The sequence below is a fragment of the Pirellulales bacterium genome (assembly GCA_036490175.1).
Taxonomy (GTDB): Bacteria; Planctomycetota; Planctomycetia; order Pirellulales; family JACPPG01; genus JACPPG01.
The window spans coordinates 1-12,154 of the sequence record DASXEJ010000267.1 but is presented as its reverse complement, the minus strand read 5'-3'; the positions used below and the strand labels follow the sequence as shown (position 1 = coordinate 12,154).

General features: G+C 60.0%; 9 protein-coding genes. 4 read left to right on the top strand and 5 right to left on the bottom strand.

Going from position 1 to position 12,154, the window contains the following annotated elements; all coding sequences use genetic code 11:
- The coding region (locus VGG64_19950; GenBank protein HEY1601886.1) for a hypothetical protein at positions 1-932 on the top strand (932 nt) is incomplete at its 5' end.
- Between the two features lie 199 nt (positions 933-1,131).
- Positions 1,132-3,090 carry a preprotein translocase subunit SecA gene (locus VGG64_19945; GenBank protein HEY1601885.1) on the top strand — a complete coding sequence of 653 codons (1,959 nt, stop codon included), beginning with the start codon at positions 1,132-1,134 and terminating at the stop codon, positions 3,088-3,090.
- A 42-nt stretch (positions 3,091-3,132) separates the two neighbouring features.
- On the opposite strand, the gene VGG64_19940 is transcribed toward VGG64_19945, so the two are convergent.
- From VGG64_19940 to VGG64_19925, 4 genes are all read right to left on the bottom strand, one after another.
- Positions 3,133-3,588: a hypothetical protein gene (locus tag VGG64_19940; GenBank protein ID HEY1601884.1), complete on the bottom strand. Its 456-nt coding sequence runs from the start codon at positions 3,586-3,588 to the stop codon at positions 3,133-3,135.
- Positions 3,589-3,707: 119 nt separating this feature from the next.
- Positions 3,708-7,397, bottom strand: a complete 3,690-nt coding sequence (locus tag VGG64_19935) for a M56 family metallopeptidase (GenBank protein HEY1601883.1) — start codon at positions 7,395-7,397, stop codon at positions 3,708-3,710.
- A complete protein-coding gene (locus tag VGG64_19930) occupies positions 7,394-7,786 on the bottom strand; it encodes a BlaI/MecI/CopY family transcriptional regulator (GenBank protein HEY1601882.1) in 393 nt (130 codons plus the stop codon). Before VGG64_19930 ends, VGG64_19935 begins: the two co-directional genes overlap by 4 nt.
- A 786-nt stretch (positions 7,787-8,572) precedes the next feature.
- The gene (locus tag VGG64_19925) at positions 8,573-9,529 is read right to left on the bottom strand and encodes a metallophosphoesterase (protein HEY1601881.1); all 957 of its coding nucleotides are present in this window, start codon (positions 9,527-9,529) and stop codon (positions 8,573-8,575) included.
- A 224-nt stretch (positions 9,530-9,753) separates the two neighbouring features.
- Between VGG64_19925 and VGG64_19920 the strand changes: the two genes are divergently transcribed.
- Positions 9,754-10,278, top strand: a complete 525-nt coding sequence (locus tag VGG64_19920; protein HEY1601880.1) for a sigma-70 family RNA polymerase sigma factor — start codon at positions 9,754-9,756, stop codon at positions 10,276-10,278.
- Position 10,279: 1 nt separating this feature from the next.
- Positions 10,280-11,053: an anti-sigma factor gene (locus VGG64_19915; GenBank protein HEY1601879.1), complete on the top strand. Its 774-nt coding sequence runs from the start codon at positions 10,280-10,282 to the stop codon at positions 11,051-11,053.
- A gap of 61 nt (positions 11,054-11,114) precedes the next feature.
- On the opposite strand, the gene VGG64_19910 is transcribed toward VGG64_19915, so the two are convergent.
- Positions 11,115-11,801, bottom strand: a complete 687-nt coding sequence (locus tag VGG64_19910; protein ID HEY1601878.1) for an ankyrin repeat domain-containing protein — start codon at positions 11,799-11,801, stop codon at positions 11,115-11,117.
- Positions 11,802-12,154 lie beyond the last annotated feature (353 nt).

The following is a 12,154-nucleotide window of genomic DNA, read 5'->3' as shown; positions in this document are numbered from 1 at the left end:
CGCCGCCACCGCCGCCTCCACCGCCACCAATCGGCGGCGCTTATGCACCTCCCGGTGGTAACTTCACCTATGGCGGCAATAATGTAACACCTGTCACGCCCCCTCCGGCTGGCCCCCCTGCGGCGAGCATTCCGGCAGCGCCAACCTATAGTCCACCGGCAGCGCCGATGTACCAAGCGCCACCTGCCGCTATGCCATCGGCACCGCCGTCATCCAGCGCACCGCAATACGCTCCGCCCAACGGCGGCTGGGCGCCCACGAGCTCAACGGGCGCACCTCCTACGACTTCCATGCACAGCCAGGAAGCGATGCAGCGCGAGCTGCGACCGCTTGCCGAGTCGACAAGAGCTGGACGGTTGACCGACGCAGCGGGTGATGGCCCGGCCGACGACGGCATCACTCCCGGTGTGCAACGACTCGATGGCCCGCAAGATATAAAAGATTCACCACTGACGCAGACGCTGCCCACTCCACGCGTCTCGCAGGTCCAACCCGCGTCGTACAGCGCTCCGCAATCCGGCGCACGTCCACGCCCGCGCAGCGCTTATGCGACGACCAACGGCCCGGCCGACGGTACATCGATCGTGGGCGCGGCGCCGCCGGCGACCGGCCGTACGCAGCCCTTGACCACGGGCACCGGTCCCGCCGACCGTGGGGCGACATACGGCTTCGACGGGAACTACGTCTGGTTGCAAGGACAGTTGGAGTACTCGCAGGCCACCAAGCAATGGAAACTGCGCTACATTCCCATCGACGGTCCGCAAGACCGTTACGGCGGTAGTGTCGTACTATCCGCGACGTCCGCCTTGAACGGTTACAAAGCCGGTAGCTTTGTCTCAGTCAAAGGACAGTTGGACGCCAATCGCACTACGCCCCAAGGCTCGATCTCTCCCCTGTATCTCGTGACCAGCGTCGATCGCCTTTCGGACTGAAATCGATTCCAAGAGGCCCGGCTGCCGTTCCGATTCTGCTAAATGTCCCATAAAAGAATGGGATCGCCCTCGGCGGGGAGATGGTTCGCAAACGGCGTCCGGATTGTGCCGATAAGGTATGATGAGATATTGACGCGTGCGAGCCCGCTGCGCGGATGCTCGGGCGACTTGCCGCGTGGGACATGGCGGAGCCGTCTGCTTGACCTCTCTACCTAACAGCTTGTCGGCGCGCTTTCTGGCCACTCTCGGGGGGCCCACGCGGATGCGGCTTGCGCAGTGGTCGCAGCTAATTCCGGTGATCGAGGCTTTCGAGCCCGAACTCATGGGCCTTTTGGATTCCGAGTTGCGCAAGCGGAGCCTGTCCCTCAAATATCGGGCGCGCAGCCGCGAGCCGTTGGCCAAGATTCTGCCCGAGGCCTTTGCCTTGGTCCGCGAAGCGGGGCGACGGACGCTCAGCATGCGGCATTTCGACGTGCAGATGCTGGGTGGCATCGCGATGCACAATCGCTCGATCGCCGAGATGCAAACCGGCGAAGGCAAAACCCTCACCGCCACGTTGCCGATGTACCTCGAGGCGTTGGCCGGCAAGGGCGCCCATTTGGCCACGGTGAACGACTATCTGGCCCGCCGCGACGCCGACTGGATGCGCCCCATCTACCAGGTGCTGGGCATGAAGGTGGGCGTGATCGAAACGCAGATGCAGCAGCCCGAGCGGCGCGAAGCATACGCTTGTGACGTGACCTATGGCACGGCCAAGGAGTTCGGCTTCGATTTTCTCCGCGACCGACTGTTGCTGCGGCGAACGGCCGAGGGACTTACCGACTCTCTGGGGGGCATGCTGGGGCAGACCAGCGCGAGCGGAGGCGAGCAGCCGGTGCAGCGGCCGGCCCATTTTGTGTTGGTCGACGAAGCCGACAGCATTTTGATCGACGAGGCGCGCACGCCGCTGATCATCAGTGCGCTGCCCACCGAAGAAGAGCGGATCGCGGCCGCCTGTCACGCTTGGGCCTCCGAGGCGGTGCCGCAATTCGAAGAGGACGACCACTACGAATTCGACCACGATAAGCAATCCGTCGAGCTGAACGCAGATGGACGGCAATTGGTGCGGGCACTGGCCAAGCCACGCGATTTGGACTCGGTCGGTCTGTTTACGATGTACGAATACATCGAGCGTGCGGTGAAGGTGAACCGCGTCTTCACGCGCGACCGTCATTATGTGGTTCGCGATGGCGAGATCGTGATTGTCGACGAGTTCACCGGGCGATTGGCCGAAGGCCGCAAATGGCGGGCCGGCATCCATCAGGCGGTCGAAGCCAAGGAAAAAGTCGAAGTCACCGTGGCCACGGGCCAGGCCGCGCGGATCACGATCCAGGATTTTTTCCTGCGTTATCCGCGCATGGCCGGCATGACTGGCACGGCCAGTAACTCGGCCGGCGAGCTGAAACGAATCTATCGGCTGCGAGTGGTCCCCATTCCCACCAATCGGCCCGCAATTCGGCAGAAGCTGCCCGAACGCACGTTTGGCTCGGCCGAGTCGAAATGGGCCGCCATCGTGGCGGAAGTGTTGGAAATCCACGCCACCGGCCGGCCGATTCTGATCGGCACACGTTCCATCGACAAATCCGAATTGCTATCGCATTTGCTGTTGCAAGCAGGCATTGGGCACAAAGTTCTGAACGCGAACAAGATCGTCGAAGAGGCCGAGATCGTGGCCCGGGCCGGCGAGCCGAGTAAGGTGACCGTGTCGACGAACATGGCCGGCCGCGGCACCGATATCAAATTGGCGGCGGGCGTGGCGGATCTGGGCGGATTGCACGTGATCTGCACGGAGATGCACGACTCTTCGCGCATCGACCGGCAGTTGATCGGGCGTTGTGGCCGGCAGGGAGATCCTGGCACTTGGCGGCAGTACCTGGCGCTGGACGACGACATTTTGCTCAATGGCCTGGGGCCCAAACGTTCGAAGCGCCTCAAGACGCGCGGCGAGCGGCAGGCCGAAGGGCTCGACCATCTCTATTCGATTTTCAACAAGGCCCAACGCCGCATCGAACGCAAACACTTCCGCGATCGCCGTGTGCTGATGTACTACGAAAAAGAACGTCGCAAGATGCACGAACATCTGGGACAAGACCCGTATCTGGACGCGGCCGGCGGGTAGGGCGGGGCGGCGCATCATGAATGCGGAGTCGGCTCTCGGCGCTCACTCATCTTGCTCATCTGCGAGCCATGCTTTCGCCTCCAGTACATCGTACTGGGCGTTCAGCACGCCCAACGCTGTTCCCCGAGCCGATTGTTGCCTTTGTTTCATGATCTCAACCAGGAGGTCCATGCGCGCAAGGTGATCTTTGATCGCCTGCACGATTTCAGCCTTCGTTGCGCCGCTTTTGCGCGTTGCCTCGACCAAGCGTTTCGACCAAATCGCCACTTCGCCGGATTCTATGCGACCCTGTTTCTCTAATGTTTTAACGATCTCCAATGCCTGCTTGGCAACGGCGATTTTTTCTTTGGCGATGTCGGCTCTGGCATCGCTTGCATTTTTGGGGTCCGCAGCCCGAGCTTGTTCTGAATAGCCAAAGCTATTAATGCCACAGATGCCCAAGACAACGAAAGCCGTCACGATCACACATGCGGTTGCGCAGGATTTTCGGTTCGTCATGTCATACCCCTCAGGAATGGATAGAGTGTTTGCGTAAAGCTGCAGGCTCTGTCCTGCCGGCGGCTGTCCGAATCGATCGCGGCGCTATCAGCAAGCCGTTCTTGCGCCGGCGACGGCTATTACTTTTCCTCGAATTCTGTAAATGCGAAACGGCGCCCTTTGTTGAACGCGACGGGATTGAGCTCGTTGTCGCCGCGCGCGATGCCGCCGGGCTTGAGGCTATCGTCCTTGACTTCGATGCCGACGAACAGCAACCCGGGCGTCCCCTCGCGGGTCATGTAGAGGAACGAAGCCGTGGTTTCGGGATCGATCGATTGAGTTTTCTTGTTGTGGTGCAAAAGCAACCCGTCGGTGGCCGCGCCTTCAGTTTGCAACTCGGCAAAGGTGATATCGTCGGAAGTCATTTTCCAGCGCTTCGAATCCAGTTCCCAGGCCTTAAGCGCGAGGCCGCGCAGGGCATAGTATCGCTTCCCGCCAGGTGCCACATACTCGGTGCCCATCAGATCGAATCCTTCGCGCGTGGCCCAATCCGCAATTTCGTCGAGCGGCGGTTCAATGGCCACGGCTTCGCGCCACTTTTCGGGCAAGCCCGCGACGCGGCCCGTATCCAGATCGTAGAAAACCTGGTTGGCCTGGGGATCGAAGACCGACTTTAATACCCAATTACTGGCACCACCGGCGGTTTTGTAATGGACCTCGCCTTCAGGGGGTGTCACGGCTTCGGCGACAGCCGGCGGAAGATTTACGCGCGCGTATTCGGCGTCCTGCGTGAATTCGGCGGCGTGCAGGTCCCACCAATCGGCCCATTTCTTGGCCTCGCGGTAAAACAACTCACGCTTCAATCGGCGTTGCGATGCGACGCCGTCCAGGAACATGTGATTTAGTTCCTGTTCGCTCATTGTCTGGCCGGTGAGTTTGCGGAGCGCGCCAAAGATCTCGCGCACGGGCCGGCCAAAGTAGTATCCATTACCACGGCTACGGCCGGGATTGAGCTCGTGTTGTTGCGCCCACTTGGCCAGCTCGGAATCCTCGGACCGTAGCCCCATGTCCGATCCGGGGGGCAGCAGCGTCTTCGGAATCGAACGAATCAATGCAGGCACGGCCCGGGTGTCGTTGATAGCGCGGAGCATAAACCCACAGCACCGCAGCATCATGCCATCGGCCGTGGCGTCCAACTCGGCGATCAGTGCGGGCACCGCCGCAGGACCCAAGTCGATAATCGCTTTGAGCGTAAGCAGCCAGGGATCGTGATAACGCTCGAGGCCGGCATTCTGTTCCTCAAGCTTATCGAGCAGTCGACCGGTTGCTGTATCGGTTCGCTGGCGCTTGGGCGGCTCGGTGAGGGCGGCCGCGTAGATGCCTTGGCGCGCCGGCGCGCGTTCCGCTTCTCGAGCTTCGCGCAGCAGCCGTTGTCTCAGCCTAAGATCGGGGTCGTCCAGCAGGTTGGGTTCGATTTCGTGTTCACCAGTGCGCAGATCGAGCCGCGTTTCTTCGCCGTCAGCCACCTGAACGATGGCCGACGTACCGCCGCTCATCAGATAGACATAGTTCTGGCCAGGGGCCACGCGCAAGCGGTAGGTGCCGTCTGGGTTCAGCGCGGTTGAAGTGACCGCGGCGCCGGTCCTCGGTCGCGCGGGACCATAGTGCGCGACGTGAATGGCTTCGTCGGTCGCAGATTCAATAGGCTTATCCGTAGCACCGTCGATCACCGTGCCGACGACGAAACCGCCACGGACCATCCGAATGTCAACGTGCTTGTGTACCTGGCCGGACTCAGCAGCGACCGCCTTGGCGGCGATGGCAATACGGTCGTCGGCCTCGGCCCAGATGTTGAAGTGATCGTTGTTGGTCCTCAGGCGATAGTGTCCCATTGGATCGGTGCGGGTTTGCAGCCAGCCCTGACGTCCGATTCCTTGCGCCGAGATCATGACCCCTGGCAGCGTCTTGCCCGTGACTTCGTCAATGACCTGGCCCTCGATGATCGCCGGCGGAGAAAGCGAGATATCGACTTGTTGCGGAACGGCCGAGTACTTGGCGCTCGTCAGCGCGTAATCGGGGTGAATCAATTTGAAGAAGCACTGTGTGGAAGTCGTGATTCCCGTTTTCGCATCAAAGGTCTTCGAATCCTCAGGCTTCCACTGCCTGAGGTCATTGATGGCGTAACGACCTTGTTCGTCTGTGATCGTCGTTTTGCAATCCGTTATCGGCTCGTTGCCGCAGCAGGGAATGTAGACCGTCGCGCCGGCTACTGGTCTGCCATGCTCATCAGTGACCACGCCGGAAAGTGTGCCCGGCTCGTTCGACATTTCGAGCGAGACTTCCTCGCTGGCGGCCGCCTCATCGACGACCTTCACTGCCGAGGCATATCCCTTGGCAGTAGCCACGATGTGCAACCGCGCTTTTTCTTGATTTGCGGCGGCAGCGGCACTGATTTTGACATCGGGAATCGAAAAAAGACCGCCGTCAGCGGCGCGCGTCTCGCCAAGCAACTCGCGCTGACCACTGCCAGACGCGTACCAATAGACTCGTACCCAAAGCTGCGAGACGGGCTTTGAATTCTGATCGCGGCAGTTGCCATGAACCGTAATGATCGTCTTTTTCTCATCCCGTTGTTCGTTTTGGGAAGAGGTCACGGGCGCCACCGTGTCATTCGCCGCGTCGGAATCTTGTCCGACGGCCCTCACGCCACCGATCAGCATACAGATCGCCAGGAGCGACAGCGTCATGGCGACTAGCGGCCTGTGGTCGGCGCGGGTTGAGCTGATCCTTGACGGGTTCAAAAGGTCCGCGATGCGTTTTTCGAGACTCCAGCGACGCGAGAACATTCCCAACAGCGACACGGCAAAGCGGGCGCCCCCGCAGCGCTCGGCCAGGTCCAGGAGCGTCTGCGCATAGTCGGCCGAGTTGGCACCTTGCAGCACAAAGTTATCGCAGATCTCTTCCCGCGCACAGATGATCTGCTGGTTGAGCCAAAGCACGCCCGGATGCGGCCAAAAAACAACCCGCGCGATTTGCTGTGCGAGATTGACCCAAGGATCGCGACGTGCAATGTGTGCAAATTCATGCACCAGCACGTCGCGCAAACGACTTGTGGACGCAGTCTCGGCAAGGTGACGCGGCAGTAAGACCACGGGCCGCCAACATCCCAGCACAAGTGGCATCGGCGCCACATCCGAGATCCCCAGCAACGGCGGCGACGCGAGCTCTGCCGTGCGGCAGGCTCGCTCGACGACTATCGCGTCAACGAATGCGGGTTGAACCGACGCTGTCAGGGATCGGAGTTGACGCCGGGTGCCGATGTATCGCAGGCAAAGGATCACGACACCGCCAGCCCAAATCCACACGGCGAGCAAAAACCCTCGATGAAGCCAAGCTAGTCGTTCGTCAGCCGCCGAGCGGGCCGTGCGGTTCCGAGCATCGATCGGATCCACCGTCGCGTGCTGATTGACGGAGTCGTCGGGCACATTGGCCAACGGCACGGAAGACGGATCAGTCATTAGTTTTCGAGCATCCAAGCCATCGACGATTCCCGCATCGACGAGTTTGGTGAGAGAGAGCTTTTCGCGGCTGACAGTTTTAGCCACGGCCGGCGCGCTGGCGTTATCTCGAGCGATCGGCGCGAGCCAGGCAGGCCTCGGAAGCAGCAAGGAAAAGGCTGGACTAGCAAGCACAAACCCGAGCGCCAGGACGCCCATTGCATGTCGCAGTGCCGCCTGCCGCTTGGCGATTTCTATAGCAATCGCGGCGCAGGCAGTGATTGCCGTTACCTGCAGCAGCACCATACAAGCAAAGGCATGCCCGTCGTTCATGACTTCCTCAATTTCGCATTGTCGATCAATTGCCGAATGCGGGAGGCCTCGGATTTCGTCAGGCTACCGCCCCCCAGCAAGGCCAACACCAGACCTTCGGCCGAGCCGTTAAAGACGGTCTCGACCAGGTTCTCGACAGAGCGCTGTTGGGTCACTTCGCGAGAGACGGCGGCGCGGTACAAAAACGCACCATTGACTTCGCGGTGCGACAGCCAGCCCTTCTCTTCCAGCCGAACCATCAGCGTATGGACCGTGTTGCGGCTTACGCCGCGACGCTCGTGCAATAACTTCCAAACGTCAGATACGGGGCACTCCTGCTGGTCCCACACGACGTTCATGATTTCCAATTGCGCGTCGGAGAGCGCGGGGATATCGCGATTTTTTGGCACGTCTCGATCCTTGCACGGGCTGCCGGCCGAAGCCGGAAGGGGGTCGCTACTGACAACTGTAGGCGCAATGTACCTACAGTCGTAGGCGCGTGTCAAGAGATCGGCGACGAATCATCAATGAAGACGTCGTTATTCTGTACGTCTCAGAGACGCGTGCGACCGCGGGAGCGCTCTGAATTGCGTGCGGCATCCGACTCCACCGAGCCGGTCTGGGCAAACCCACGGCGATGGGTGGGGCAGCGGGAGGCGTGACGGACGCCAGGCCGTATGAGCGCGGAATCTCTCGTTCTTTGGACCGCAGGCGCATGCGCGTCGATGTCGGTCGCCGCTCGATTCAAGTCTACGGGCGAAGTTACGCGAGCGCCCTTGGCGATCCAAGAGCGGATCACCTCCTTTTCTTCCGAAGTCAATGGACCGGTTGGCGAGTCGTCTGGTGGCATCTCTGCACGGCGGATTAGCTGCCAAATTTCCGACTCATCCGGGAAATATGGAATGACCATCTCGGCGTTGGCCGCCAAGCGTGCGAGATCTGATACGTACCCGAACCGGCCTTCCGGCTTGGCCAGTTCGGGGCCATGGCAAGCGGCGCATCGGGCCTCGAAAACAGAAAGCACTTCCGACGCGATGTCTCGCTGGCGCTCCGCGGCCGACACGGTTGCTGACAGGTAGCAGGAATTCACTATCAGAGAGCCAACGAAGCAGAGTGCGAGCCGAATCATAAGATCCTCTTGTGAAGCAGTAACCACCGAGTGATATCTTTCGGGCACGAATCCGACTTGGTACTCGTCACGATGCCAGCGTGGGATCAGCAACCGCCAAGGGGCCGTGGTTTTCGACATATCCGACGATTGTCACGCCCAGTGCGCCGCGCAACTGGTCGGCAGGCAGGTCGCGCATCGGCCCCGGAGAACCCTTGCCAGGCTCACTCTGCGGGAAAGCGGTCGAACGGGCCGTGTGAAATACAACACGACCTTCGACCTTTTGCATAATCTGATGAATGTGACCGTTGAGGATGGTCACGGAACCAAAACGCTTGAGCAATGCAAGCGCTTGCGCGGCGTCTGCCGTTCCCCAACCCCACTTCTCGTACACCGCCCACAACGGGACGTGAGCGAAGACGACGACAGGCTTGCTGCTGGATATGCCGGCAAGGTCCTTGGAAAGCCATTGCAGTTGCGCTTGGCCGATTTGACCCAAGCTCGACGTGCTGCCCGATTTGGCGTTCGCAACGTTCACCAGAGCGACGAAGTGGACGCCTTTGTAATCGAAGCTGTACCACCCGGACCCCATCGTGTGCTTGCCGAAGCGCTCGAGGTAAAGCTTGTTGTCGTCGGCGTCGAAGTCGTGCTCGCCGGGCACATACAGTACCTTTGCGTTGACGCCTTTAAGCACCTCAGCGACGGTGTCGAATTCCTCGGGCTTGGCCAGGTGCGTCAGGTCGCCCGTGTGCAGGACGAACGCTGGCCGTTGCGGCAGGGAGTTGATCTTGGCGACGGCCGCCTGCAGCGTGCCGACCACGTCCTTGTTTGGCGCCTTGCCGAATCCGATGTGGCTATCGCTGATCTGGACGAACGAGAAGTCGTTCGGGCCGGCGCCCGTTGACTCGCGGCCGAAGGCCCGGCCAGTGGGCAGGCCGCCGTTCAACGTCCAAAGCAGACCGGTGCCGGCCCAGGCCATGCACTCCAAAAAACCTCGTCGATCGACGCCGTCATTCTGCAACGAGCTCTTCATTTGGTCGGTCATTCAAGTGCACTCCAAATAATGTTTCATTGCCAGTAAAACCCTTAGGCATTTCCGACGGCAGCGGTTTGACGTAAACTTGGATTACGTGATCGCTGCCACGTATTGACTGCCTACCTAGGGCGAAAATTCCCGCGAAATTCCGCGAATAATTGCGGGAATAAACGCCCACAAAGGGCGGTCTATTCTTGAGGAGTTTGTACCGGCCGAAAGGATCGAAGACTCGTTTGCACGACAGACAGCGCGCCAGCTTTGAAGAAGCGGTCTTGCCACATCTCGACGCCGTATACAACTTGGCGCGCTGGTTGACGCGTAACGAGTCGGATGCGGACGATGTAGTGCAAGAGGCATTGCTGCGCGCCTTTCGCTTCTTCGATAACGTTCGCGGGCGCAATTGCCGCGCCTGGCTGCTGACCATCGTCCGCAATACGTGTTACACGTGGCTGCACGCGAACCGCGCGGGAGAGCCCACAGTTCCTTTCGACGAAGAGAAGCACAGCACCGAAACCGGAAGCACCAGTCCCGACGCCGCGCTAGTGGCCAACGTCGATCGAGACTTGTTGCGACAAGCGATAGAAGAGCTGCCCACGGAATTCCGTGAGGTTTTGGTGCTCAGAGAATTCGAAGGCATGGCGTACAAAGAGATCGCCGGGATTGCGGGCATTCCGGTCGGAACCGTGATGTCGCGTCTGGGACGCGCCCGAGGGCGACTGCAAGAATGCCTGGCCGCACGAATCGGGAAGGAGTCGTAACGTGGATTGTCGCGAGTCTCAACAACTATTGCACGGCTACTTTGACGGCGAGTTGGATTTGCTCCACAGCCTGGAGATGGAACGACATCTCAAAGAGTGCGGAGCGTGTAAGTCTGGTTACGAACAGCAGCAGGCGTTGCGCTCGGCGATTAACGGCAGTTCGCTTTACTACCGCGCGCCGGCCGCATTGCGCGAGCAATTTCGAAGCAAGCAGCCTTCCATTAAGCCGCCGCAGCATGCATGGAATCGTAGGCTGCTTCCGATAGCCAGCTTGGCGACGGCCGCCGCGCTATTTGTGGCAGCGACATGGCTCATCGACCGAAGTTGGCGGAGCGATGCGACCGATGCCGTGGTCGATCAAGTAGTGGCCAGCCATGTGCGTTCGCTGCTGGTGGACCATGTGGCCGACGTGGCTTCCTCGGACCGGCATCAGGTGAAGCCCTGGTTTAATGGAAAGCTTGACTATTCGCCCGAGGTGAACGATTTTGCAGAGGAAGGCTTTCCGTTGATGGGCGGACGCCTGGATTATGTGAACCATCGGCCGGTCGCCGCGCTAGTCTACGGACGACGAAAGCATGTGATCAACCTGTTCTGCTGGCCGATGAGCGACAACCACAGTATCTCTTTGCAGCTGCTCGAGCGGCAGGGCTATCACCTGGTTCATTGGACGAAATCTGGCCTGGAGTTTTGGGCCATGTCGGATCTCAATGCGGATGAATTGCAGCAGTTCGCGCAACTGGTGCAGGCCGCCGGTACCGAACCTAGCGCGGACTAGGCTTTGTCTGAGAGAGCGACTCGCAAGACGAGGCCCGAATGGCGGTCATCGGACGTCGAAACTAATCTGCCGCAGCGGCGCCAGTGGTTAACAATCGTTTCACCCAGTCGCTTTGGCCGCATTGCAACACGGTTTTTCCTTTTCCGTCCTTGAGTCCCGTGCTTAATCTCAACGATAGAAACACGTTGATGATCTGTTGTTGCGCCGCTTTCGACTCTTCGGTTCCGCTGCCGCCACGGCCGGTGGTCTGCACTGCCAGATGAAACGGCATGGACCCGGACTTGTTTCTCAACACCGGATCGGCGGCCGCTTCCAGCAGGAATTGTACGGCGGCGGCACAGCGAGTCCGGACGGCACGGTGCAAAGCTGAGGCGCCATTCTTGTCTTGGGCATTTACCTGGCCGCCTGCTTCCAGCAGACATTCGAGGGTTTTTACTTGCCGCTTCTCGTTCCATGCGGGGCCGTTTATGTAGCCATCCGCGGCATAGTGCAATGGGCCGCTGCGACGATGATTCACGGCCGCGTTAGGATCGGCCCCGGCCGCGAGCAGCAATCGAACGATTTCCACCCGATAGCCGGCGGCAGCCAGGTGCAGCGCGGTGTCCCCGACGTAAATCCAGTGAAAGATCTCGGATTTGTAGAGCTTGGGTTCACCGATGGTGCCGGTTGCCAGTGCGCGATCCGCCTTCAGCAGGTCCTTCACCTGGGACGGATCATCTTTGAGGATCGCAGATAGCAACGTGTTCATCGTGGCTCGCACCCTGGTGTCCTCCGCACGGCATGCAACCATCAGGGCTAATTGAATCGAAGGCACAGCTGAAATGCAATCGTTCGGACAAGACCGAGGTCGGATAAGGGACGACGATCGAGGATTGCACATCCCCTCGCGGACGTTGTCGCCAGATCACTACTGAAAGGATTGCATGTTCATAGTGCAGCGACCGATCGATTGGCGATCGTGTCACGAGGCCTTATTGGTGGTCCACTTTTGCGCCCGTCACGTAGTTACGAGTTATTGTCACTCGCCGATTTCGACTCAACGATCGAGCTGGCTGACGCTGATTTCGCAACGCGCAAAAAAAGATCCGGGGATAGCCAAGT